Raw genomic sequence first — 25,064 nt, 5'->3', positions numbered from 1 at the left:
GGTTCCCTGCAGTGAGAGATTGTGTTTATGCTAGCTGCGATTTAGCCCATTGTCAAGCCCTAAAACACGTTTTATTAATACATTTTTTAGTAGTGCAATTAAGACAAAAGTGGATGATTTAACTCATCACGTGTTGTATAGAGTTCCCTCACCCCCAGCCCCCTCTCCTACTAAACGCGGGAGAGGGGGTATTATGCATTTTGTCCAACAAATTGCACTAAAACCACCATATGAAAGCCCCTATCCCAAACATCATGGGAGAGGGGTTGGGGTGAGGGAACGTACCGCAGGTTACTTCGATTCGTCAGCTGGTTTTGAATCCTCATTGACGATCGGGATATTGGTTGCTTGCGCTTGTTCTGGTGCTTGCGCTTGTTCAGGCGCTGCTGGCCCATCCAACTGGCGCAAAAAGCGATCGGTATAGGTTTCTTCGGCTGGGTCGAAGTGCTTGGCTGCGCGCTCAAAGTAGGGGGTTGTAACGCGGCGAGCAAACTCCAGCAAGCCTTCTTGTTGAATCGAGTTCAACGACTCGCGATAATATTCAAAAATATGCGTATTGCCCAAACTCCAGCCTGCTTGCAACGCGCCTGCGGCAACCACAGCCGAAACATCAAGCAACGATTGGCCTTCGGTACGTGCGGTTTCGCGCAGTTGGTCGAAAGTATCGGCTAAAGCGGTTGGGGCAGGCAAGCTGCTGGCATTGGCTTTGATCGTTTCCCACGAGCTGCGCAAAGCCGAAACATCAAGCGGCGGCAAATCGACCGTATCGGCGGCTACGCCAGACGTGCCTTCCAAGCGTTCGAGCAAGGCATCAACCGAATCAATATTAGCTTCAGCTGGCAACAATTGGCGTTGTTGTAATTCGGATACCAGCGCTGCCAAATAGGTGCGCGTGCCACTCGTCACATCCGATGCTGCGGCCAAAAACCACAGCGGCGACCAACCAAGGCTCAAAAAGCCGACCAATTCGACCGCGTTACCGGCAATTTTGCGTTTGGTCAGTTCTTCAATGCCCAGTTTTTCATCGACATAGACATTTTTCACATCGCCAACCAATTCGATTGTGATGCGCAGCAAGCGTTCAAATGTTACCTGATAGAGCCGCGTATTGCGCAAACTCTTGGGAACGATCACATTGCTGGCCTCGTTGACCAAGCCGCCAACTAAGGCTGCGCCTGCTCGTAGCGTGCGCTCTGGCAACGAAATCACATAATTTAGTGGGTTATCCATCGACATCTCCTTTGACAGCACCTGATCTAGGCTTGTACTAGGACGTTACTCGCTGCCAATTTGTTTTAGCCATTTTGATCCACGAAGAGCACGAAGGGCACGAAGGACGGAAACCGCGAAGCGCACGAAGATCGCGAAGGTTAAGTTTTTTCGCCACAGATTATTAGGATTATATTCCAATAGCCTATAGCCATTTTTCCTCTGCGCCTCTGCGTTGAAATCATGTGTTTTTCGCCACGAATTGCACGAATGCCACGACTAATTATTTTTGCCACAGATTGCCACAGATTGTTAGGATTATGTTCCGATAGCCTATAGCCCATAGCCCATAGCCATATCTTCTCTGCGCCTCTGCGTTGAAATCATGTGTTTTTCGCCACGAATTGCACGAATTCCACGAATAATTATTTTTGCCACAGATTGCCACAGATTGTTAGGATTATGTTCCGATAGCCTATAGCTGTAATGGTTCATCACATTAACCACCATATTTCTTTTCCACCCTTCCGTCCCGCCAGCGGGAGACGCAGGGGGCTTTAATCCCCCTGCACCCCCTCAAGGACAATTCGTGACCGAACCGCATCTGTTGATGAACCTGCGGATGGGTGGTGTTCAGTCGAAACCAACCCTTGGCATAGGGTTGCGATGCAGGAATGCTGCGGTTGCTAACGCAATGAACCAGTACATATAGCCCATAGCCTATAGCCATATCTTCTATGTTCTATACTCTTTGTTCTATGCTCTTCATCCCTCATCCCTCATCCTTCATCCTTCTACAAGGTGTCGCCACAAAATTTGGTAGACATCGGTGGCATGCAAGGCGGCTTCGGGCAAAAGTTCTGGCTGGTTGGTCAGCAACAGTGGCGCATGATCAGGATCGCTGCTAATCACGCCATGCGAGCCACGCACGACTGTTGGATCAAGCCCAATCACATCCATCACATAGCGGAAGCCAAGCTTTTTCTTGGCCAAGGTCATGCCAATTTTGGCCATTGGCACACGCAAACTGGGGTCAACAAACAGCTCGGCGGGGTCGTAGCCAGGCTTACGATGAATATCCACCGCCCGCGCAAAATCGGGCGCACGCTGATCGTCAAGCCAATAGTAGTAGCTAAACCATGCATCAGCCTCGGCAATCGCCATCAATTCGCCAGCTCGCTCGTGATCAAGGCCATATTCGCGTTTGCCTTCAGCATCAAGCACTTTGGCAATGCCAGGCGTGGCTTCAAGCAGAGCTTTGACTCGTTCCAAATAGCTTAAATCATTCACATAAACATGGGCAACTTGATGATCAGCCACAGCAAAGGCTTTGCTCACGCCAGCATCGAGCAATTCACGGCCCAATTCTTCGCGTACCGCAATCAAACCTGCTGCCCGCAACAACCGATTAATTGCTACTGGCCGATTAACGCTGGTAATGCCATATTCCGATAAAATGATAATTCGGGCATTGCGCTGTGTGTAAAAATCAAGCAAATCACCAACAACCTGATCAATTTCGGCTAATTGGGCTGCGCAACGCTCAATATCCGCGCCATATTGCTGAAAACAATAATCCAAATGCGGCAAATAAATTAAGCTCAACGTTGGATTGTAGCGTTGCTCAACGGTTTTGGCTGAGTTGGCAATCCAACGCGATGAAGCAATTGAAGAATTTGGCCCCCAAAAATTAAACAATGGAAACTGACCTAATTCACGTTGCAAATCATCACGCAACTCTGCTGGTTGGCTATAAATATCGGGCAATTTGCGGCCATCAGCAGGATACATCGGGCGTGGCGTGACCGCAACATCAGCTGATGAATACATGTTGTACCACCAGAACAAATTCGCGCAGGTAAAGCTTGGGTCAAGCGCTTTGGCTGCTTCCCAAATTTTTGGCGCTTGCACTAATTTATTCGATTGTCGCCAAAATTTAACTTCACATTCATCACGAAAATACCAACCATTACCCACAATTCCATGCTCGCTGGGCATTTTACCAGTCAGATAGGTTGCTTGCATGCTACAAGTTACTGCCGGAACAATTGGTTTAATTGAAGCTTGGGCTGTTTTTTGCTGCCATGCGTGTAAGCGTGGCGTATGCGGCCCAATTAATGCAGGGGTCAACCCAACAACATTAATCACAACAGTTTTATGCATCTTAGGTTCCTTGAATAGAGCGTTGAGCCAAACGAGTGAGGCCAAAGGCGGCAATTGCAAACGAGCAAGCCCACAAATTGCCAGCAACAATGCATACGAGCGCATCGAATAGGCTAATGCCTGCAATCAAACGGCCAATCGCTGGGCCAATCAGGCGCTGGCGATAGACCAAACTGATGCTGTGCAAGACCCAACTCAGCAAGCCCACACTCACAATAATCGGGCTAAAATCGGGCGTAACCAAGGCATAGCCAGCGGGCAGCAGCACACATAGCGCAGGCCATAGCGCCTTCAATTGTGGGCGTAGCTCCGATTTGGCGATAAAGGTAAAGCCCATCACATAACAAAATAACAAGCCAACCGCCAGCCATGATTGCCACGAAAAACCAGCACCCAAGGCCGCAATTGTGCTGAGATAGACCAAAATGCGTGTACCAGCCATCAGCACTGGGCTGATTGGATTGGTTTTGTGCCACAGATCATAGAGGACGATCAGGGCAACCAAGCAGCTGGCCCAAAGCAAACCTTGCCAACTCACCAGCGCCACACAGCCCAAACCAACTCCAAACAAGCCGATTGTTAGCAGCAACGCGGCCTTGCGGCTGACGCGACCACTAGGCAAAGGCCGATCTGGGCGTTCACGCAGGTCGATTGCATAATCGCACCAATCGTTAAACACCATGCCAGCGCTATAGAAAAGGCTAAATGCCAGCGCCAACAGCCACACCCGCCAATCGCCGATGCTCACACCAGCCAAAGCTACGCCAGCAAGCGTATTGCTGATCACGGTCGGATTATTGGAGATGCGCATCAACTCCAAATAGGCAAACCAGCCAGATTTAGCGCTTGAGTTCATGCAGCACCCACGCATATTCTCGCGCAATCGATTCGGTCAGATCGAGCTTTAATTGGCTTGGCAGCACATCCCAGGTATAAGTTTCGATCTCTAAATGCTGGCTGTAGGGTTGCTCGGTCAACAGCTGCAAACATTCTAGCAAGGCTGGTTGAGTGGCATTCAGCAGGCCAAAACTGCTAGTAAAAATCGGCACATGAAAATGAATGCGCCATTCGCAGGCTTGCGGGTCGTCGATTGCCGCCAAAGCTTGGGGCAAATCGCGATATTGCAGCAACGAGCCATCGCGATTGCGCTGAATGACTTGATGCAAATAAATTGCCTCGCTAAATGGCGTTAAGGCAGCGGCTACAGCTTGGCGATCGTCACCAAGCTCGACTTGCAATGCCGAGCTAAGCTGCACTTTGGCAATGTTCAACCCTGCTGTTTGATAGTTGGCAATCACCGTGCGCGGTGCTTCGTAGGCCACCGCACAATGACAAGTATCCAAGCAAGCAGCCACGTGGCGGCGAATCGCCGTTTGGGCTTCGAGCAACGAGCAATCGAGCATGGCCGCCAATTCGGCAGAACCATCATCCAGCAATTGCTCAAAATAACTAATCAATTCGCTGCTATTTTCGAGCAAGCCATCTGGCTCTGGCTCGAAGGCTAGTTGAATGAGGATGCCGCGCTCGCGTTCAAGCAGCACCAAGGCAGCAACCACTTGCAACACATGACGATTGAGCAAGGCCCATGGCACGCTGGTTAAATCAGCAAACCATGGTTTATAGCTCAACGGGCTGGTCGAAATTGAGCCATGCATACCCTTTGGCAACAGCGCCGCCAAAATTTCGATCAAGCGCAGTGTGTAAGCAACTCGTTCAGGCTCACGCCAATCGGGCGCATGCACCTGATCCTTGACTGGTTGTTGATGAAATGGGTGGTAAGGAAAGCCATTCAGGGTAAAAACATATAAGTTATGTTCAGTTAACCAAGCTTGAAATGCAGCTAAAGGTGCTGGCTGCAATAATTCATGGCTTTCTTGGCCCGAAAGCCGCAGGCCAATGCCAAACGCTTGGTCGGGCGCTACCCGCTGTTTAAGCCCGAGTACATGCTGTTGTAAGCCAGCCAGCACTGCTGGCCAGCCATTGGCAGGGTGAATATTGGTGCAGTAGGTCAAATCCAGTTGCGGCGATTGCTTCACTTGCATCGTTACTGCACCAATGCTTGCTCAAGTGGCGCGAGCTTAAATTTGGGGCTTTGGCTCAGGAAGCGGCTGGGATTGGTATACACCACCTCGTGAATCCATTGCTGCGAATGACCACGGCGGCGCATTTCAAACATACAATTGGGAATGGCCAGCGGTTGGCTTGGCCCCCAATCGCAGGCTGAGGCGACACACAAGCGCTCGGTGCCATACATTTCGAGCATATCAATCGCGCGGCCTGGCGAAACTTTGGTCATGGGATACAGCGTCAAGCCAGCCCAAAAACCATGCTCAAGCACCATGCGAATCGTATGTTCCTCAACATGATCAACCATCACTCTACTAGGATCGATGCGGCTGTTGCTGGCCAAGGTTTCAACAATTGCCTTGGTACCTTTGTATTTATCTTCAAGGTGCGGGGTGTGAATATGAATCAATTGATTATGCTCTAGCGCCAATTCAACATGATCGATGAAGGTTGCCAGCTCGTTGCGGGTTACGCGGTTGAGGCCAATTTCGCCAATCCCCAACACATTTGGGCGATCCAAAAATTGCGGAATAATTGCCAAGACTTCACGCGCCAGTTCGCGATCTTCGCCTTCTTTGGGGTTCAAACAGAGCCAAGTATAATGCTGAATGCCATATTTCGCTGCGCGTTGGGGTTCAAATTCGGTTAAATGTTTAAAATAATCAGCAAAGGCGCTGGCCGAAACCCGATCGTAGCCAGCCCAAAATGCTGGTTCGGTCACTGCAACACAGCCAGTCAAAGCCATGGCGTGGTAATCATCGGTGGTGCGCGAAACCATATGGGCATGCAAATCGATATAGTTGATCATTGCTCACTCTCCTTGGCAGCACCATAGGCACTTTGGCCATCGCGTTCAGCGCGTAGCTCGCTACTCAAATCGCTCAACAACATTTGAATCCGTTCGACGCGGCCAAATTCGGCGCTATTGAGCGCTGCAAGTGCTTCGCGAAACGCTTTGATGCGAAAATCGTCGTTGGCGTTGTGCTCAATCGAGCGATCAAAGCGATCCAAAAAGGCAGCAATATCTAAGATTTTGGTCCGATGCTCAATAAATTCAAGCTCAATTAATTCACGCTGCGTGCGTGGGCAAGAACCTTCAATCTGCATAAAATCCTCGTTTCAAGCGCGTTCGGCTAAATAGCGAATGGCTTGTTGCATAACCGTTAAATCAATTGTGTGCACTTCGTAGGGTTGGCCAATATCGCGAATTAATGTGATGGTTAATTGGCCGCCAAGGTGTTCGCGAAACTCAGTTAAGCCACTCAATAGGCTTTGGGGATGCTCGATCTGCGCAAGATAGCTGCTCAGAGCTGGGTGATAGAGGTCGAAGCCAAGCGCAGTTAAGCAATTTAACACCCGTTGCCACGGAGCCTCAGCCAAATCGCCTTTTAAATAGCCATACGTGCAATCGAGCGCAATCCCAATTGCCACTGCTTCGCCATGGCGCAGGCTATAATCGCTGAGATATTCAAGTTTATGCGCCGCCCAATGGCCAAAATCTAGGGGTCGCGCCGAGCCACGCTCAAACGGGTCGCCACCAGCAATGTGAGCGAGATGCAGCTCGGCACAGCGAAAAATCTGATCCTGCATCACATTCAAATCGCGCTGCTGAAGCGCTGGCGCAGTGCGCTCAATCGTGGCAAAAAAAGCTGCATCTTTGAGCAACGCCACTTTGATAGCTTCGGCAATGCCACTGCGCCAATCGCGCTCGCTGAGTGTGGTCAAAAAGTGGCTATCGTTGAGCACCGCGTAGGGCGGCGCAAACGTGCCTAGAAAATTCTTTTTGCCAAAGGCATTGATGCTATTTTTCACCCCAACCGCAGCATCGTTTTGGGCCAAAACCGTGGTTGGCACGCGAATCAAGCGCACGCCACGATGGGCGGTTGCCGCTGCATAGCCAACCATATCGATTAATGCCCCGCCACCAATCGCCATCACATACGAATGGCGATCGATGGCATAGCGATTAATGCCGGTGTACACTGCTTGCAGCGGCTCGCTGCTGTGTTTAATCGCTTCGCCACCAGCGAGCACCAGGCTTGGCTCGACCAATTCAAAGGCTTGGCTGGCTTGGGCATAAGCCGCAATCTCGGCTAAAAGGGTTGGGTGATGCTCCGCCACAGCCTGATCAAGCACCACCCAAAGCTTGGGCTGGCTAGGCGCTGGGGCAACTATCTCAGCTAAACATGGGTTAGCTAGGTCAAAAAGTTTGTAGGTGCAATGAACAGGATACGAATAGCGTACTTCAAACGCTTGCTGGATCGAACGCATAGCCATCTCTACCACTATGAGCAGTTGCTCCAAATACTGAAATTACAATATTCCAATTTTAGCATAGCTTGTAGTAGGCCGTTATTTAGCGCGCGCCAAACAACGCAGTGCCTACCCGCACAAACGTCGAGCCTTCCTCGATGGCCACCTCAAAATCGCCGCTCATGCCCATCGAAAGCTCTGGTAGAGGCCGATCGAGCTGCTGTTCAAGCGCATCGCGTACGTCGCGCAAGGCCCGAAAACATGGCCGCACCACTCCCTCAACATCATCAGAATAGGGCGCAATCGTCATAAAGCCCTGCAAATCGATCAACGGTAGCTGAGCGATGGCGCGAACGTCGGCGACAAAATCGAGCCATGCGGGATTGCGCACCCCGCCAGTCAATTCAAAGCCATCTTTGGAACGCTCACCTGAAACATTAACTTGCAGCAAAATTGGCAAGGGCTGAGGAATAACGTTGGCTTCTTCATCAACAATGCGGTTGAGAATTTCGGCCAATTTAAGGCTATCGATTGAATGAATTAATGAAAAAAGCTTGGCAGCTCGCCGTGCCTTGTTGCGTTGCAAATGGCCAATTAAATGCCAGCGGGTTTGCGCTACGGCTTCTGGCGTTTGCAGGGCAATTTTCTCCTCGGCCTCTTGCACCCGATTTTCGCCAACATCGTGAATGCCAGCAGCCAAAACCGCGTTGACCCGCAGCATTGGGTGGGTTTTGGTAACTGCAATCAAGCGCACGCTGGCAGGATCGCGCTGACTGCGCTGAGCAGCTTGGTCGATCCGGTGCTGAATCTGAGCAATTTGTTCCAACAATTGAGCCTGATCAAACGGCATGACGTACCTCGCGTAGACCAATCACCGCAGCAAAGCGACCGGTAGCTCCTGCTTCGTGACGATGCGAAAAGAAGCGATCATTATGACAAGCTGTACATAAATTCATGTTAATCAGGTTGGCAGGTTGAATGCCAGCTTGCAGCAACCAATGGGCATTTGCCGCCCATAAATCAAAATGCGGACGTTGTTTGCCAAGTTGGCGCAACAACACATGGGCCGAATGCTCGCCGAATGCTTGTTCAACCGCGCCGATCACTGGCTGATCGACCTCATAGCAACATGGGCCAATCGCTGGGCCGATTGCCGCCAGAATGTTGGCTGGCTCGGAACCAAATTGGGCTTGCATGGTTGTGATGACCACCCGAGCAATATTATTAACCGTGCCTTGCCAACCGGCGTGAGCCACGCCAACCGCTTGGGCAATCGGGTCGAAAAAAAGCAATGGCGTGCAATCGGCAAAATTAGCCCACAGCACCAGCCCAGGTTGGTTGGTGACTAAGCCATCGGCAGGCGGCAAGGTTGTTTCGCGCTCGCTCGCGCCGCGTCCGCGCTGCAATTCGCCCACCACGGCGACGGTTGTGCCATGGACTTGACCAGCCAAAACCGCATCATCCAAGGTAAAGCCAACCTGTTCTGCGAAGCGGTGGCGATTTTCCAAGACGGCAGCGGGATCGTCGGGCCGCGAAAAACCAAGATTGAGGGTTGCATGGGGTGGTTTACTGACCCCACCTTGGCGGGTTGAAACGCCATGAATCAACTCAGGATACCGCAATAAGCGTTGGATTTGCTCGATCATGCCAACCCCCATCAGAGTGCTTGAATTTAACCAACAACGCTCACAAAAGCGTGCTAGCGCCCATCATAACACCAGATGCAGCTTGGTTGAGAAGCAAAAATCCCCCTCGAATGGTTTTTCGCCATTCAAGAGGGATTTGCACTTTGCGAAGCAGCAGGCCTAGGGGTTAGGCGTTGCGGCTTTTCTTCAATTCTTCCACGCGGGCCGAAAGTTGGGCAATTTTGTCGCTCAACTCATCAATATCGCGCTTTGATGGAATATTCATGCGGTTGAGCACTTGTTCGAGGCGTGATTCAACCCGTGATTCAGCTTCATCGGCAACATGCTCAACTTCGCGTTTGCGGCGCGAAAGCACATCATTTAACAAGGTTTTGGCTTCGCGTTCGGCAACTTCACCACGATCGACCAAGCGACCAACGAATTGTTCCATCTCGTCGCGGGTCATGGCGACAGCGCCAACAGCAGCCAACATCAATTTGCGCACGCCATCGACAAATGGCACGCCACGATCATCAGCATCTTTCTTGATTTCATTCAAGTTTACTTCGATTTCATCAGCCATTACAATAACTCCTTTGGATTGACCTATCGCTCACCAGTTGTTCCAGTATAGCACCGCGCCAAATTAGCCGCGAAGCGCTTCGATCCGGCGTTCAACTTCGCGTTGAACGGTGACGCGCTTGGCGTGGCTGGCTTCAAACAATTTGACGTGATGCAATTCGGCGATGCCCAAGCCATCGAGCTTGGCAATGGCTTCTTCAGCCCGCAACGCTTCGTAGCCAGCAAAAGGCTCGCGAATTTCGCCATCGACGGTCAGGTGTTTGGCAACCGATTGTTCAATTTCGCGTTGAACGGTGACGCGTTTGGCGTGGCTGCTTTCGTAGGCTTCCAAAGCAAACAATTCATCAAGGCTCAAGGTTGGCAATAAAACAATAATTTCTTCGGCGGTAAGATTTTCGTAGTTGGCAACTGGGGCGATGCTGCCATCGCTGCCAAGCTCGCGCAATTGAGCGTTCAGCTGGGCAATGCGAGTATCGAGCACGCGCAAGGTTTTGCGTGAAGGAATGTTCAAGTTTTCCAACACATCGCTCACACCGCGTTCGACAGTTTGGCTGGCATCTTGCACATCGTTATTCAAATTGTTTTGTTCGCGGCGGAGGCGCACATTCAAATCTTTTAAATCGCCACGAACGCCGGCGGCTACTTTTTCGCCGCGCTTGATCAATTTTTTGAAGGTTTTTTCACCGTTATCGATGGCCAAACCAGCAATCCCCAAGCCTGCCAACCATGAGCGGCGGGCAACTTTTTGGGCGCTTTTAACTTGTTTTTCAGTCGTGTCAGCAATTTGGCGAATGATCGTCATAGATCGCTCCTTTGGGTGATTCAACCGCCAGCAGGCAGTTGTTTATAGTGCTGAGTGTTGTTTCGATGTCATGACGCGTTGCGTTATTAAGAATATAACACAGCGCGTCATAGGTGTCAAGAGCTAGCATGCTAAGTTTTAAGATCCCCTCTCCCGTGCGCGGGCGAGGGGGCGTTCATTCCGTGGTTTTGCACCAATGCTTTGGCAAAACGACCGCTCCCCCTCGCCCGCGCACGGGAGAGGGGTTGGGGGGTGAGGGAATGGACAGAATCAGACCAATTGTTAAAAACCTACCCTTACACCCTCGTTCTTGAATAATTTGCGGCTCAAATGCACTTTGTGCTCTTCGCAGTTGCATTTTGCGAGCGCGTAACTGCTTGTTGGTAAAGCAACATTGAGACCATGGGCGCTTATGCTGTTTTGATGATTCAACATCAAAGCTCCTCGCTAATCGCTTGAATCAACAAAAATGATTGTAGAAGCCGGTGCAGCGCAAGCGGCAAATTTGCCCCAAGCAAACACAAGCTTTTACGATGATATTCGTGCATAATTTGACCGTTCGATAGAATAAAGAGCGAGCTCTCTTTTTGATTTGGACATTTAATTCTGCCAATTGGGGCAATTTGCAAACCACTCAGCTGGACGTAGGCATGAGAACACCAAAAGGCTGCTTCGCTCAATGCTGGGGCCAGCTGTGGCAGCAATTGAATCTCAATTGGTTGATCAGTCCATGCAAATAGCGCTTCCAAGCTTGAATCAAGCTGCCACGGTTGGGCTAGAGTTGCGCTATTTAACTGAAACCCACCATAATGGCGTAATAGCTTAATCAATTGCGGAAAAATCGGGTATTGCTGCTGACGCAGCTCAGAGAGCCATGGTTCAGGATCCATCTGTGCATCTGGCTGCCAACCTGCTGCTATCAATAGTGAATCAATAATTGACTTAATCATGGCTACTCCTTGGCTGCATCATCAAACAAAACTGCATACTCAGCCAAGGCATTCAAGCCTTCGCTGGGCGTGGTTCCCCACATTTTCAAAGCCGATTTAGCCACATCAGCCAAGCCACCCCAACGCATATTGTAGAATTGGCCAGTCATAATCCACCCATCAGAAGTCAAAAAGATCGTACTTCCCACATCATACGAGCCAATTGGGCAGAGTAAACGCCCATAGTTGGCAATCAACGGATGGTTAAGCCAGTAGGGTGCAGCCTCATAATCGGCATGCTGAGAATACGCAGGAATAAAATTCTCAAACATTCGCCAAAGCCGATAGGGAATTCCGTGATGCTCAAAAACTTGATCATCAAAAATGAAACGGTTATGGCTACCTAGGGTTGTTAGGCCACTAAATTGGCGTAAAAATGCTTCAGCCAGCGGAAATATCGGATAGGTCGCTTGCTTGATGTGCTCAAGATGCGCTGTAGGATCAACATCGCGCTCTGGAGTCCAGCGCAGCTGGCGATAGACGGTTTCGGCGATTGGCGAAAGTTGAAGTTCAAGTTTTTCCACTAATCACGGCTCCTCAATCTATGCCAAATAAAACAGATGTGCTATGATGAATTTAATTCCTGCCCTTTATGCTCAGTATCGTTCAAAGCAGCTTGATTAAGCATAGGAGCTTCTGATGAATGTAGCAGCGTTTCGCCATTTCTACGCGTATCATTTTGCCGAAAATCGCCAGCTTTTGGAACAGTATGTTGCTCAATTATCTGCTGAGCAATATATCCAAGCAATACCGTATTCGCTCGGCTCGGTGCGCAATCAACTTGTGCATTTGATGAGTGTTGATGAAACATGGTTTAGTGGCCTGCGCGGCGTAGATTTCCCCGAACCGCTTGATCCCAACGCGTTCCCTGATCTGGCAGCATTGCGTAGCTATTGGGCTGGGGTTGAAGCTATGATGCGCGACTATTTAGCGAATTTGCAGGATGCAGATTTGCAAACTAAACCGCTTGATGGCGAGGATGAGAACTTGATTGTCTGGCAAGTATTGTTACAAGTTGTCAATCACGGTACCGATCATCGCGCCCAAGTGCTGCGCATGTGTCACGATTTTGGGGTTAAAACCAGTTCCCAAGATTATATTTTTTATGTCTATGATAATCCAATCATCTAAGCACCGATCAAAAAAACCAAGGCATGGTGATCCATGCCTTGGGCATTGTAGGTAATCAATAGCTACACTAATCCTAAAAGAATGAACTAAGGTTCGGCGTTAAAATAATCGATATTAACGTATGTGCCGGTGCTGAGTGGGTTTTTGCGATTAACTGCTTTGACCTTGACGGTGCCTGCTGGTAAGCCACCATAAATACTTAAAAAACAGCCCGATTCAGTTTCAGGGCCATACATATCGATGGTCGTGACATAGACATCGTTATAATACACGTCGGCCAAACCAGCATTTCGCATTTTGGTATAATAGATGTAGAGACCAATATACGGTGGTGGGTCCATTGTATACGAAACATACGCGCCACCGCTGTTGGTAATATGTTGGGTTCCGAGGTAGAGTTGGCGACCAGGGGTTTCAGCTTTCCAAGTCCCAGAATAGGTCAGGAGTGAGCTGGTATCGTCAACGTTGTAGACTGAATTTTCAGTATCCCAACCACAACCAAAATTCCATAAATAGTCCGAGTTCGTTTGAGCACTCGAACGAGCAGGGACGGTCAGACTTAAGCAACTTAATGCTATCAATGCCAACAGTAACACACGCTTGCGCACAAAAATCTCCCTCTACTGATCGACCTACGCGCCGATTATAGCCTATCTATTTAGCTCAATCAATATGCAAATAGGCGGAGAACGCTGGAAATTTCTGCCAGCGTTCTCCCTCGATTATGAGGCGAGCTGGGCGCTTGGGCGGCGCGGGCGATTGTTGAAGTAGAGTACCAGCCAGCAAACCACAGTAAAGACCGCCAACGCCACAAAGCCATAACTAAACGAGCCAGTTTGTTGGCGAATATAGCCCAGCAGCAATGGAGGGAAGAAACCGCCCAAGCCACCAGCAGCGCCAACTAAGCCTGTCACAATCCCAACTGATTGCGGGAAATACTCGGGCACAAGTTTGAACACGGCTCCATTACCTAAGCCAATTGCCGCTGCCATACCCAATGCACCAATCGTAAATGGCACTACATTGTTGAAGGCCATCAAGCTCGCCATACAGGTGGTGATCGGAAATACCCATTTCAAAATCGTATTGCCGCCAACTTTATCGGCCAAAATCCCGCCAACTGGGCGCAAAGCAGTGGCTACCAGCACAAAGCCAGCAGTCCGCAAGCCTGCATCGGTTTTGCTCAGGCCAAATAAATCGGTCAGCAAGGTTGGCAAATAGACCGCCATGGCCACAAAACCGCCAAAGGTCAGAAAATAGTACAAGCTCAAAATCCAGCTTTTGGGGTTGCTCATTGGCTGCAAAATTTGGCCCAAGCTTTTGACTTGGCCTTGGCGTGGCGCATTGCGGGCAAACAGCATAAAGCAAATTAGCCAAACCACGGTCAAGGCTGAAAAGACCCAAAAGCCCCATTGATAGCCCAAATTGGCTGCCAACACCGGCGCACCAAACGCTGCCAGCGATTGACCAGCATTGCCAGCGCCATACACACCCAAGGCAAAACCTTGGCGTTGTGGTGGATACCAGCCACTGACAAAGCCAACCCCAACCGAAAAACTTGCCAGCGCCAAGCCACAACCAAAGGCTGCAATCAGCAATTGATTGTAACTTTGCACCCAGCCCATGCCAAGCGATGGAATAATCGCGCCAGCCATCACGGCACTAAACACGATGCGGCCACCATAGCGATCAGTCAACATCCCCAGCGGAATCCGGCCTAAACTACCAAGCAAAACCGGCAAGGCCAGCGCAATACTGACCTGAACGGGCGTGAGATTCAAATCGGTTTTAATCGTTGGCATCATGGCCGAAACCGAGCCAAATATCGCAAAACAAACGGCAAACGCGCCGGTTGCTAAAATCAATTGGCCAAGATTGCCACGGGGTTGGCCCTCGTTGGCCGTTGCTTGAGCATTCATTGCAAGGCTCCTAATCAGTTGGGCTTTCGATCAAGCTTGTAGAGAAATCTCAGCAAGCCAAGGTTGAGCAGCAAACAGATGCAGCTGAAAATCAGGGCTGGCAGTGGCACACCGCTATCGCCGCCAAGATACGAGTTCATGGTGGCGGTCAACAGCCAAAGCTGCACAATATCGATGATCAGCACAATGCTTAAAATGCCATGGACGATGGTCATTTTTTGCTGGCGCGGAAAACGTTGTTTCATATGCTGCGTAGCTCCACGGCGGTTGCAAAAATCTCATCGCCGCGCACTTCGACATGAATGCGGGGCAATGGACGTTGCGGTGGGCCAGCTAATGGGCGGCCTTCAGCCAAACTAAACGAGCCGTTATGGCATGGGCAGCCAATTTGGTTTTCGGCAACATTCGGAATCACTGCACACGAAAGATGGGTGCATTTTTGGCTATAGGCCAGCAAGGTATCAGCATTGGGGCGCACCAAAATGCATGGCTCATGCTCGTTGGGATAGTGAAATACCAATGTGCCGCCAACCGGAATTTCGGCCAAGCTGGCAATTTTTTGGGCTGGTGGCGCTGGTTGTTGGTTGCGCTGCCAATTTTTAAACAAAATCCAAAATTGACCAGCACTAAATGCCGAGCTAATCAGCACCAAAAATTTGGCAAATTCCCGCCGCGAAACGTAATTATCTTGGGCTACATCAATGGGAAAATCTTGCCGCCATTGCGGCTGTTCGCTCAATGGCAAACCATCGGGCGCAAGCGAAAGTTCATCGTGGTCGCGAGTCATAATCAGCATGTCCTTTCAATCTCAGGTTGCAACAAACAGCGTTTGGCGGCTTATTCGTCGTGCATCATCAAGAAAATATCGTGGCCGCTGGTGTGATCATGCATGGCCGAAAGCACGTCGATGTGTTCTGGTTGGGCTGTTCGCGGCACCATCATGTGGACTTTGGTGCTAATTGTTTGCTGACCAAATTGAAATTGATTGACTGGCATCGAACGGGGACGTTGGGCTTCGATTTGCTCGCGTGTGCCATAGTATAAAGCACCGCTTGGGCAGACCGAGGCGCACATCGGCGCTTTTCCTATCGAAGTTCGGTCATAACACATATCGCATTTCATCATCAGTTCAGCGCCACTATTCATCTTGGGTACGCCAAACGGGCAGGCCAGCACACAGTTGTTGCAGGCAATACAGCGTGGTTTACGGGCGGTTTGCACCACGCCATCAGGCGTTTTTTTAATCGCATCAGCAGGGCAAACCTCGGCGCAGGTTGGCGAATCGCAGTGCATACATACCACTGGCGCGGTTTGGGTCGAATAATGCCGATTCACAAATTCAAGGTGAATCATGGCCTGACCTTTGTGCGTGTCGCACTCGCTACAGGCTTGAACACACGATTGGCAGCCAATGCAACGGCTGGGATCGATAAAAAATTCATACTGGGCTTCAGGCATGGCAGGCTCCTATTGCTGTGGCTCAAGTTGGCTGGCATAGGCCGGTGCTTGGGTCGCTTTGACCAAGCGCACCGCACAAACCTTGTACTCAGGAATTTTCGAAATTGGGTCTTGAGCGGCGATCGTTAAGCGATTGATGCTTTTTTGGCCAGCCCAGTGATAGGGCACAAAAATCGTATCTGGGCGAATCGTGCGCACGACTTGCGCGCGCAAGGTTATTTCGCCACGTCTGGTTTGGGCCGTCACCCAATCGCCATCTTGAATGTTGAGCCGCATCGCCAGTTGAGGATGCAGTTCAATCCGTGGCTCAGGATATTGATCAACCAACGGGCCAATTCGCCGGGTTTGGGTTCCCGAAAGGAAGTGGCTAATCACGCGGCCTGTTGTCAACATCAAGGGATATTCTGCATCAACATCTTCGGCGGGCGGCGTGTAGGGCGCAACGTTAAAGCGCGCTTTGCCATCGGAGAAGTAGAACGGGCCAGCGCCTTTGGCAACTGGGTTCCAAGAATGTGGCTCGAACAGGCGCGGCGTGCCCGGGTGATCATCGCTGGGGCACGGCCAGAATACCCCGTTTTGGGCTTCGATCTTCTCGTAGCTAATACCTGAGTAATCGGCGACCCCACCTTTCGAAGCGCGGCGCAATTCCTCGAAGATTGCCCGTGGCCCATCGAAGGTAAAGCCTTTGCTGCGGCCCAAAGCTTGGGCAATATCCTGAATGATGCGCCAATCTTGGCGAGCCTCGCCTGGGCATTCAATCGCTTGATTGATTTTGATCACCCGACCCTCGGCTTGGGTCACTGTGCCTTCATCTTCTTCTTGCAGCGAGCCGGGCAAGACAATATCGGCATGGCGGGCACTATCGTTCAAGAAAAAATCGATTGAAGTATAGAATTCCAGCTTATCGAGCATCGCGCTGACGTAATCGCTATCGGGCAGCGAAACCTTGGGATTGAAGCACAAACTTAGCAAGCCTTTGATCTCGCCAGTTTCGATTTTGCGAAAAATTTCGTAGGCATCAACACCTGGCTGCGGCATTTCCTCGACAGGCATATCCCAAATGTTGGCAATATGTTGGCGATGTTCGGGGTTGGCCAAATCGCGCCAGCCTGGCAATTGGTCGCATTTTTGGCCATGTTCGCGGCCACCTTGGCCATTGGCTTGGCCGGTAATTGTGGCATAACCACAATTTGGCCGCCCGATGCGGCCCGAAGCCAGCACAAGGCTAATTGCGCCCAACACATTTTGCACGCCATGAGTGTGATGCTCGATGCCACGGGCGTGCGTCATAAACGACGTTTTGGCCGTGCCCCACCATTCGGCGGCCTGCTGAATGCCCTTTTCAGCAATGCCCGTCACCTCGGCAGTGCGCTTGGGTGTCCAATCGGCAACGTGTTCGGCTACTGCTTCAAAGCCAACCGTATGATTGTTAATAAACTCGTGATCAAGCCAATCGTGTTTGATCATCAGGTGCAGAATGCCGTTGAACAGCGCAATATCGCGGCCCGGCTTAATTGGCAAGTAGAGGTCGCAGGTACGCGCAATCGGCGTAATCCGTGGATCAACGACGATAATTTTGGCTCCGTTTTCGCGTGCTCGCCAGACATAGCTGGTCGTAATTGGCGCACATTCGGCTACATTCGCGCCGCTAATCCACACCACATCGGTGTGCAGCATATCGTCCCAGGCGTTGGCAGCACGGTCGATGCCGAATGATTTTTTGTTGGCAGCGCCAGCACTGACCATGCACAAGCGCCCGTTGTAGTCGATATAGGGCGTTTTGAGGCACATGCGGGCAAATTTGCCCATGAGATAGGTTTTTTCGGTGGTCAAACTTGCGCCAGAGAGAATGCCAAACGCGCTGTTGCCATATTGAGCTTGAATGCGGCCAATTTCAGCAGCCACGCGCTGAATTGCAGCATCGTAGCCGATTGGCCGAAAGCCGCCGCTACTCGCCGGATCACGCTCCAAGGCCGTCAACAAGCGGTCGGGATGCGCTCCTTGCAAATAGCGTTTTACACCTTTGGGGCAGAGCATCCCTTGATTAAACGGGAAGTCATACCATGGCTCGAAGCCAATCACGGTGTTATCTTTGACTTTAAGTTGAATGCCACATTGCTGGCCACAAAAGCAACAGTGGGTTTTGACCAAGCGATCTGGCTCAACGCCAGCCTCAAGCCGTTGGCCTTGGGCGTGGGCCACATGCGGGCCATACGCTGCAATCATCTCAAGTTCGGAACGGGGAAGCTGTGCCATATCGAAAACTCCTCACAAACCTAAAAATGCAGATTGGCCTGATCTTCATGGCCAAGTGGGCCTTCGCTAATGACGGGGTTGCCAAAGCGCGGGGCAGCTGGTTGCTCATGCATGCTCGAAAACATTTGATCGCCAAAATTGCCTTGCCATTGTTTGGTTTGCGCTAGTACAAACATCGCGCGGCGGCATGGTGGGCAAATCCATTGATAATGTTCGACTTCGCCCGCAACTTCGTAGCGAAAACCAAGTTGCTTTTGCACGCTAATCAAATCTTCAACGTGCATACGCGAGGAATAGGCCTCGCCACAACGGCGGCAATGGGCTTGCTCGCTGGTTGCGCCTGCATCTTTATAGAAGGTAGCGCCAAGTTGAGCTGGGCGTTGGAAGATGTGAAAAAATTTGCCAAACGGCATATACAGCAAGGTGAAAATCACCGTAATTGCGTGCAGAATCGCAATAAAATCGAAGGCATAGCCACGCATCCAGGTGTAGCTCGCGGTCAGCATCACGCCAGTCACGCTAATCGCAAATAGCAAAATCAGCGGCAAAATATCTTCGACAAATTGCTGCACCGAGGCCGCGCCATGGTCGCGCATGCGCCGCCACATCGCCAGCATCACGCCGAAAATCACCGCAAACGACGACCACACCAAGCCATGAAACATCAAAAAAGCAAAAATCGAATCAACGGGGAAGTCGAAGAGCGCAAAGCCAAACAAATACGCTCGATATGAATCCAACGAGCCAGGCACGCTGGCGAAGTGCAGCCAGCCAAAGACTAAGGGAAAGGTAATCGCAACAGCGACAATACAACCCCACATAATGAACCAGTGGGCCAGCCAGCGCAACTTCCCACGCTTCCAAATAAAGCGATTAGCGGCAAAATCGCTGCTGGTGCGGGTAAATAAATTGCGAATATTGGTTAATAAGCGCTGGGGTTTAAAAAACATTTGCCAGCCACGCTTCCAATACATCGCGGTTGGCGGGCGTTGCAGCCACATTGTGTAGCGGTAGGTAATGCCAAAAGTGGCAAAAAGCGTGGCAAAGGTATAAGCGACAAGGGCTGCATCAAAATGCGCAAGATCGCGCGAGCCAACCGCAATCATAATCGCAAGACTGATCGTTGTCATGCAGCCCCAAAGAACCGCTTTGCGAACGGGGTGGCGTTTGACCATCGGGTGCTCCTTCAACCAAAACGACACTGTTGTTTTAAGTTGGCACATTGGGGATTCGCAAGCAGAATACTGGCTACGCCCCTACAACAATGTAATCATCTAAATACGTGTGGTTAGAAACTCCTTACAATGCAGTGATTAATGTCAGATAGGCTTGCTGGATGTGGCCTAACGACTCAAACGAATAGCCTTCGTCGCTAAGTGTTTCATGCAAGATCACCGGAATGCGATCGGTAATCCCAATGAGATAGCTCGCAGGCGGCAACCGTTTGAGCGTGGTGATGGTGCGGACCATTGGTTCCGGTGGCTTGAGGCTACGATTATCCAAAACGACACATGGCTTGGCCAAATTGGGCTGGTCGGATTGTTGAGCTTCGCTGCTAGCAACCCGCCCAATAAATACCAACCAATCATCGTCTGTATGTTGATGTGACCATGCTTGGAAGCCACGCCGAGCTAGCCATTGATACAGCGGCACTGGCTCGAAACTACTGCGCAACAGCAACAGCTGATCGGCGGCGAGGGCAAGCGTTGCAGGGGTAATCAGCGCCAATGGATTTTGGGCGGTTGCTTGGGCTTCGCGCACATCAAGCAAATAATTAATGTGGTTCAATTGCAGCCATGCTGGCGGTGTGGTTGGATCAGGCTGCGTGCTAAAACCCTCAGCAAATGGCGTACCCGCAACAGGCTCAGGCTGGGCTTGATTGAGCGCTTGCAGCAAGCGAGCAGGCTCGATCTTAGCAATTTGGGCAGCCTGTTCAACCGTGACCATGCGCGCAAACACCCGCCGCAGCAGCGGATTGCGCAGCCGTTGAAAGGCTGTATGTTGAGCCACAAACACCTCAAGCAAGTTGGGATAGCGCTTGAGAATGTCGGCGACAGTCATTGTAGCAGTAATCATGAAAACCTCGTTGGGCTGAATGCCTTGTCCGGTGATTCTAGCTCCAGCAACATGCTTCAGGCAGCGACTTTTCTCACATGACTGTGGTGTGAGAAAAGTCACGCCCTAACTGGCCTCAATTTGCTAGGCTCATACAGAGGTTAATTGCTGAAACGAGGATGCTATGCATGTTCCCAGCCAAAACTATAATCATGCCCGCAACGTGTTGATATTGCTCTTAATTGCCCAAGGCTTTCTGTTGGCTTGGGCTGGCTTACAAGCCAGCATTGCACCACAGCTCATTGGCTTTCCCTACAGCCCCAACATCTTAAGTTTGACCCACCTGATCACGCTGAGCTGGGCAAGCTTAATCTGTTTGGCGGCCTTGTATCAACTATTGCCAGTGCTTTTACAACAACCCTTGGCATGGCGCAGCATGGTCGATTGGAGCTTTGCGGCATTTGTCGTTGGCAGCGGCATCTTTAGTTGGGCGTTTAGTCAAGCGGCAACTCATTGGCTAATTAGCGGGGCAGGGTTGCTGAGTATTGGCTTGGTGGGCATTTTGGCGAGCTATGGGCGCACATTATGCCAAGCACGCCAGTGGGATGTAACGACGATTGGGATTAGTTTAGCATTAACTGCCTTGGCAATTCAACTCCTAATTGGCATTATGTTGGTGATCAATCGTTCGGTATTGATTTGGCCAAGTTTAGTTGCCTATGGCCCACTCGGCCATGCCACGCTCGGGGTGCTCGGTTGGTTTAGCACGCTGACGTTGGCCTTGAGCTATCGCTTATTGGCAATGTTCAGTTTGGCCCATGGCTATGTTTGCCGTTGGCGCTGGGTTGCAGTGCTTGGAATCAACAGCGCAGCCTATGCAACCGGCCTCGCTTTATGGCTCCAAGCATCAAATATCATTATGTTAATTTGTGCCAGTTTGATTTTGCTTAGTGTTGGGGCATGGTTGGCTGATGTGCGTTCGATTTTGCGCCATCGGATTCGCCGCCACGTTGAAGGCCCGATTAAGCTCTTTGTTGCTGCTGGATTGTGGTTATTGTTGTGTAGTGGCTGGGCGTTTGGCGCAGTTTTGGGTTGGCTGCCAGGCAGTGGGGTAAAGCAGTTCCAAGTCTTATTTATGGCTGGCATGCAAGGCTGGATTGGCCTCGCAATCATGACCATGTTGCACAAAATTATTCCATTTTTGATTTGGATTGATCGTGCCAATCGCCCAACCCAGCATGTGCCAACCACCGCTCGCGAGTTATTCTTGCCCCAACTCACTGCTGCCTCAATTGCAAGTTATGGCTTGGGCAGTGGCTTGGTAATTCTAGCGGTCGTGATCAATAGCATTTGGGGCTTGCGCTTGGGCAGCGGCTTGATTGCCGCTAGTGGCCTAGCGCTGTTGCTCAATTGCTGGCATGGGCTGCGTGCAGAACATAGAGCAAAGAACATAGAACATAGAACATAGAACATAGAGCATAGATGTACTGGTTCATTGCGTTACCAGCCGCCTGATCCCCTCACCCCAACCCCTCTCCCGTGCGCGGGCGAGGGGCTTTAATCGTGCGGTTCTGTCACGATATGTGATACACCATGGTCGGCTCCCCCTCGCCCGCGTTCAGTGGGAGAGGGGGCTGGGGGGTGAGGGAACACGATTGCCAATCCAATGAACCATTACACCAATCACTGTTGCACAACTCACCAATTGTTCCGCTCGCCAAAAGCCTATAGCCTTCGCCCCTTCGTGCTCTTCCTGGATCAAAAAATTAACCCTCGTGATCTGCGCGTTTTTTGCGCTTGCAACACGAGGGTTGGGGTCAAAAATTAAACAGCATCCTCAGCATGAACGATATTGCAGAGTAGCAACACCTCGCTACGCTTGACCCGCCGCCGATGGCGTGGATTTGGCGCAAGCTCAGCGCTAGCAGTATATTCATGAAGTTTGCCGCTAGCAATTAATCGAATCACGCGTTGGGTCGCTACATTGCTGCCAACCAGCGCTGCATCGGGGTAGAGCAATTGCGCTGCTTCGGTAATCGTAATTAAATCATCTGCATCGAGCCATGCCAGCACCGCCCCACAGACCGCGCCAATTCCTGGCTGAGTCCAAAATTCTGCTGGGATAACTGGTGCTGTGCTCAACGGCGCTTGCCACAAAAGCCGACACAGATCATCGAGCACACCTTTAATTTCAAAATAACGCGCCACGCCCGCCGTTTCGCGCTCAATTTCGCCATTAGCAACCTGCACCAAGAGCGTTATTTCTTGCTCCAACAAACTTGGAATCGTGGTTGAATTGGCGGAAGCGCCACCCCACCACAAATGCTCAGCCAGCCGCTGCTGCGCTTGCATCACCGTCGCCAACGTCGTTTGCACGATCAACGGAGCATCGAAGTGCATAACCAATCCTTACTAAACTATGTTTCAATATACGTATATTACATCAATATACGTATATTATCAAGTAATTTTAGGATGTGGATTGCGGCTAGGGCTCTGCATAATAATCTTCGCTATAGGGATCATCATACAAATAGCGTAGCTCAGTCACCTCGTGGCGTTTGCGGCGGCGCGGTGGGTGCGGCGTAGCCAGCGGATCAACGGCTGGTTGCGCCGATCCTTTACTTTTCGGTTGTGCTTGCTCGCTAATATCGAGATAAAAGCTAAGATCATCGATTTCCCATGGCTCAGCGGGGAAAAGGATTTGCCAAACGCGCAGCAAAAAAGCATGAACATCACTCGGTCGGTCAAACTGGATTTGCATTGAATCCCATGCACTATAAAATTCATGGCTCATCTGTTCATCATAGCTATTCAAGCAATAGCGAAGCGATTCTTTCATCCAATATTGGGAACGAATGTGATCCGGATGGCGGGCTGGTTCGAAATATGGTTTTGCATAGGTTTCAATAAATCGCACCTGATTTGCCACGTCGTCCATGGGTAGCCATTCTGACAAATGCTCAATACCACTATTCCAAGTACTAAACCATAAGTTCTCATAGACAAGTTTGCGATCAACCTTAATTGGCTTAAACCCCATAGCCCAAACTCCCGCTAATCAACAATTATTTGCTTAACTATACCTGCGCTTTGCTCGCAATAGTTCACTTCTCCAAAATAACCAGAATTTCGCTATATTTACCTATTGACAATACTGTGCATTACACAGTATTATAAAAAACATGATAATACAAGCAACAGAACAAGAGGGATACGAAAAGTTATCCCAAGAATTACGGCGGGGAGTGGTGATTTTGGCGGCGCTAAGCCAGCTGCAAACGCCCCAATATGGCTACTCGCTGATTGATCGCTTGGCTGAACGAGGCTTTAACATCGACCAAGGCACGCTGTATCCGCTTTTGCGCCGCTTAGAAAGCCAAGGCTTTTTGGATAGCATGTGGAATGTCGAAGGCTCTCGGCCACGCCGCTACTATGTGATTAACGAGGCAGGTCGCACGATTCTGGCCCAACTCAGCCACGATTGGCAAAGCTTGGCCGAAGTTATGCAGCGCCTCTTGAATGATGAAGGAGTTTAAGGTGGACTTGATTGAACGATACCTTGGCGCAGTTAGCAATTATTTACCAGCCAAACAGCGCAACGATATTTTGGCTGAATTACGCTCGTCGATTTACGATAGCCTTGAGCGCAACGATCAAGCGCTCGACGATCAAGCAGCAGTGGTCGCCGCCTTGCAAGCGCTGGGCGAGCCAGCCAAGGTTGCTGCCGCCTATGGTAATAACCGCCAATATTTAATTAGCCCAGCGCTGTTTCCCCAGTTTCGCTCGGTCGTATTGCTGGTGTTTAGCATTATGATCGCGACCCAACTTGGCTTGGCGCTGCTTGGCTCGCTCGGCAATCAGCGGCTCAATATCATTAATACAATCTGGGGAGTGATTGGCAATCTGCCTGCTACCTTTGGGCTGATCGTCGCGATTTTTTGGGGCTTGCAACAGCTCGAAGTTGACACCGAGTTTGAACCGAAAAAGCCCTTTGACCCGCGCAAATTGCCAGCGATTACCCCAGCCAGCGAGAAAGTTGGCCGTGGCTCGCAATTATTTGGGATTGCAGCCCAAGTCATTTTGCTCGGCTGGCTGATGCAATTTCAGGCTGAAGGTGGCTTCCGCTGGTTCAGTGGCCAAGGCTTCTTTGAAAATCCGGTCATTAGCCAATACTTTGCCTTGGTTGTGGTTGCTAGCATTGTCAATATTGTGGTCGATTTGGTGGTGTTGTGGCGTGGCGTTTGGCAAACAAGCACCAGAATTGCCTCGCTCGCAGCCAGCGGCTTGAGCATCATCGTGCTGTTCTTGCTGATTCAAGGCCATTCCGCATGGCTAGTGAATGCTGGTTATCCTAATTCGTTGATTGAGCTAAGCAAGCTCGGCACCATGATTCGCGAGAACAATATGGCAATTGGCATGAGTGCCTTCTACTATGGCCTCACTTTCACAGCATTTTTTGTGATTGTCGATGCAGGCTATACCGCCTACAAACTGTATCAAGAACGCAGCCGCGCCCAGCAAAACGAGGTTGTCGCCACCGCATAACCACGCA

At 50.6% G+C, this 25,064-nt stretch carries 27 protein-coding genes; 4 read left to right on the top strand and 23 right to left on the bottom strand.

Annotation, left to right across the window (positions count from 1 at the left end):
* Positions 1-291: 291 nt before the first annotated feature.
* From C5S61_RS12630 to C5S61_RS12570, 13 genes are all read right to left on the bottom strand, one after another.
* On the bottom strand, positions 292-1,230 hold the full coding sequence (locus C5S61_RS12630; RefSeq protein WP_110515407.1) for a hypothetical protein: 939 nt from the start codon (positions 1,228-1,230) through the stop codon (positions 292-294).
* A 765-nt stretch (positions 1,231-1,995) separates the two neighbouring features.
* Positions 1,996-3,372 (bottom strand): alkaline phosphatase family protein, encoded by a 1,377-nt coding sequence (locus C5S61_RS12625; RefSeq protein WP_110515422.1) that lies wholly within the window; start codon positions 3,370-3,372, stop codon positions 1,996-1,998.
* A 1-nt stretch (position 3,373) separates the two neighbouring features.
* Positions 3,374-4,228, bottom strand: a complete 855-nt coding sequence (locus C5S61_RS12620) for a UbiA family prenyltransferase (RefSeq protein WP_205701393.1) — start codon at positions 4,226-4,228, stop codon at positions 3,374-3,376.
* A complete protein-coding gene (gene eboE / locus C5S61_RS12615; protein WP_110515406.1) occupies positions 4,212-5,414 on the bottom strand; it encodes a metabolite traffic protein EboE in 1,203 nt (400 codons plus the stop codon). Before eboE ends, C5S61_RS12620 begins: the two co-directional genes overlap by 17 nt.
* 2 nt (positions 5,415-5,416) lie before the next feature.
* Positions 5,417-6,244 (bottom strand): TatD family hydrolase, encoded by an 828-nt coding sequence (locus C5S61_RS12610; RefSeq protein ID WP_110515420.1) that lies wholly within the window; start codon positions 6,242-6,244, stop codon positions 5,417-5,419.
* On the bottom strand, positions 6,244-6,546 hold the full coding sequence (locus tag C5S61_RS12605; RefSeq protein ID WP_110515405.1) for a hypothetical protein: 303 nt from the start codon (positions 6,544-6,546) through the stop codon (positions 6,244-6,246). The genes C5S61_RS12610 and C5S61_RS12605 overlap by 1 nt, the downstream gene beginning before the upstream one ends.
* Positions 6,547-6,558: 12 nt before the next feature.
* Positions 6,559-7,716: a 3-dehydroquinate synthase gene (locus C5S61_RS12600; RefSeq protein WP_110515404.1), complete on the bottom strand. Its 1,158-nt coding sequence runs from the start codon at positions 7,714-7,716 to the stop codon at positions 6,559-6,561.
* Positions 7,717-7,795: 79 nt separating this feature from the next.
* Complete coding sequence (locus tag C5S61_RS12595; protein ID WP_110515403.1) at positions 7,796-8,542, bottom strand: YggS family pyridoxal phosphate-dependent enzyme; 747 nt, start codon at positions 8,540-8,542, stop codon at positions 7,796-7,798.
* Positions 8,532-9,338: a peptidoglycan editing factor PgeF gene (gene pgeF, locus C5S61_RS12590; RefSeq protein ID WP_164689419.1), complete on the bottom strand. Its 807-nt coding sequence runs from the start codon at positions 9,336-9,338 to the stop codon at positions 8,532-8,534. The genes C5S61_RS12595 and pgeF overlap by 11 nt, the downstream gene beginning before the upstream one ends.
* Positions 9,339-9,504: 166 nt before the next feature.
* Positions 9,505-9,900: a phasin family protein gene (locus tag C5S61_RS12585; protein ID WP_054532596.1), complete on the bottom strand. Its 396-nt coding sequence runs from the start codon at positions 9,898-9,900 to the stop codon at positions 9,505-9,507.
* Between the two features lie 63 nt (positions 9,901-9,963).
* Complete coding sequence (locus C5S61_RS12580) at positions 9,964-10,701, bottom strand: phasin family protein (RefSeq protein WP_110515401.1); 738 nt, start codon at positions 10,699-10,701, stop codon at positions 9,964-9,966.
* Positions 10,702-11,135: 434 nt separating this feature from the next.
* Complete coding sequence (locus tag C5S61_RS12575; protein WP_110515400.1) at positions 11,136-11,651, bottom strand: SUKH-3 domain-containing protein; 516 nt, start codon at positions 11,649-11,651, stop codon at positions 11,136-11,138.
* Positions 11,652-11,653: 2 nt separating this feature from the next.
* Positions 11,654-12,214 carry an SUKH-3 domain-containing protein gene (locus C5S61_RS12570; protein ID WP_110515399.1) on the bottom strand — a complete coding sequence of 187 codons (561 nt, stop codon included), beginning with the start codon at positions 12,212-12,214 and terminating at the stop codon, positions 11,654-11,656.
* A 115-nt stretch (positions 12,215-12,329) separates the two neighbouring features.
* On the opposite strand from C5S61_RS12570, the gene C5S61_RS12565 reads away from it, so the two are divergent.
* The gene (locus C5S61_RS12565) at positions 12,330-12,821 is read left to right on the top strand and encodes a DinB family protein (protein ID WP_110515398.1); all 492 of its coding nucleotides are present in this window, start codon (positions 12,330-12,332) and stop codon (positions 12,819-12,821) included.
* Positions 12,822-12,907: 86 nt separating this feature from the next.
* On the opposite strand, the gene C5S61_RS12560 is transcribed toward C5S61_RS12565, so the two are convergent.
* The 8 genes from C5S61_RS12560 to C5S61_RS12525 form a co-directional block, all read right to left on the bottom strand.
* A complete protein-coding gene (locus C5S61_RS12560) occupies positions 12,908-13,429 on the bottom strand; it encodes a hypothetical protein (protein WP_110515397.1) in 522 nt (173 codons plus the stop codon).
* Positions 13,430-13,543: 114 nt separating this feature from the next.
* Positions 13,544-14,740 carry an MFS transporter gene (locus C5S61_RS12555; RefSeq protein WP_240614510.1) on the bottom strand — a complete coding sequence of 399 codons (1,197 nt, stop codon included), beginning with the start codon at positions 14,738-14,740 and terminating at the stop codon, positions 13,544-13,546.
* 14 nt (positions 14,741-14,754) lie between these two features.
* On the bottom strand, positions 14,755-14,985 hold the full coding sequence (locus tag C5S61_RS12550; protein ID WP_054532605.1) for a DUF6755 family protein: 231 nt from the start codon (positions 14,983-14,985) through the stop codon (positions 14,755-14,757).
* Positions 14,982-15,536 carry a QcrA and Rieske domain-containing protein gene (locus tag C5S61_RS12545; RefSeq protein WP_240614509.1) on the bottom strand — a complete coding sequence of 185 codons (555 nt, stop codon included), beginning with the start codon at positions 15,534-15,536 and terminating at the stop codon, positions 14,982-14,984. The genes C5S61_RS12550 and C5S61_RS12545 overlap by 4 nt, the downstream gene beginning before the upstream one ends.
* A gap of 41 nt (positions 15,537-15,577) precedes the next feature.
* The gene (locus C5S61_RS12540; RefSeq protein ID WP_110515396.1) at positions 15,578-16,198 is read right to left on the bottom strand and encodes a 4Fe-4S dicluster domain-containing protein; all 621 of its coding nucleotides are present in this window, start codon (positions 16,196-16,198) and stop codon (positions 15,578-15,580) included.
* A 9-nt stretch (positions 16,199-16,207) separates the two neighbouring features.
* The gene (locus C5S61_RS12535; protein WP_110515395.1) at positions 16,208-18,454 is read right to left on the bottom strand and encodes a molybdopterin oxidoreductase family protein; all 2,247 of its coding nucleotides are present in this window, start codon (positions 18,452-18,454) and stop codon (positions 16,208-16,210) included.
* Positions 18,455-18,474: 20 nt separating this feature from the next.
* Positions 18,475-19,629, bottom strand: a complete 1,155-nt coding sequence (locus tag C5S61_RS12530; RefSeq protein WP_110515394.1) for an MFS transporter — start codon at positions 19,627-19,629, stop codon at positions 18,475-18,477.
* A 124-nt stretch (positions 19,630-19,753) separates the two neighbouring features.
* Positions 19,754-20,530 (bottom strand): DUF2249 domain-containing protein, encoded by a 777-nt coding sequence (locus C5S61_RS12525; RefSeq protein WP_110515393.1) that lies wholly within the window; start codon positions 20,528-20,530, stop codon positions 19,754-19,756.
* Positions 20,531-20,693: 163 nt separating this feature from the next.
* Between C5S61_RS12525 and C5S61_RS12520 the strand changes: the two genes are divergently transcribed.
* Positions 20,694-21,977: a hypothetical protein gene (locus tag C5S61_RS12520; RefSeq protein ID WP_110515392.1), complete on the top strand. Its 1,284-nt coding sequence runs from the start codon at positions 20,694-20,696 to the stop codon at positions 21,975-21,977.
* A gap of 356 nt (positions 21,978-22,333) precedes the next feature.
* Here the strand turns inward: C5S61_RS12520 and C5S61_RS12515 are convergent, their stop codons facing one another.
* Positions 22,334-22,909, bottom strand: a complete 576-nt coding sequence (locus C5S61_RS12515; protein ID WP_110515391.1) for a hypothetical protein — start codon at positions 22,907-22,909, stop codon at positions 22,334-22,336.
* An 88-nt stretch (positions 22,910-22,997) separates the two neighbouring features.
* Complete coding sequence (locus tag C5S61_RS26600) at positions 22,998-23,306, bottom strand: hypothetical protein (RefSeq protein WP_124033425.1); 309 nt, start codon at positions 23,304-23,306, stop codon at positions 22,998-23,000.
* A 454-nt stretch (positions 23,307-23,760) separates the two neighbouring features.
* On the opposite strand from C5S61_RS26600, the gene C5S61_RS12505 reads away from it, so the two are divergent.
* Together C5S61_RS12505 and C5S61_RS12500 are read left to right on the top strand one after the other, a co-directional pair.
* On the top strand, positions 23,761-24,048 hold the full coding sequence (locus C5S61_RS12505; RefSeq protein WP_369128089.1) for a PadR family transcriptional regulator: 288 nt from the start codon (positions 23,761-23,763) through the stop codon (positions 24,046-24,048).
* 1 nt (position 24,049) lies between these two features.
* A complete protein-coding gene (locus C5S61_RS12500; protein ID WP_110515388.1) occupies positions 24,050-25,057 on the top strand; it encodes an HAAS signaling domain-containing protein in 1,008 nt (335 codons plus the stop codon).
* Positions 25,058-25,064: the final 7 nt, after the last annotated feature.

Source organism: Herpetosiphon llansteffanensis (genome assembly GCF_003205875.1).
GTDB lineage: Bacteria > Chloroflexota > Chloroflexia > Chloroflexales > Herpetosiphonaceae > Herpetosiphon > Herpetosiphon llansteffanensis.
Note: the sequence above shows the minus strand (reverse complement) of the source record. Positions and strands in the feature narration are given on the sequence as shown.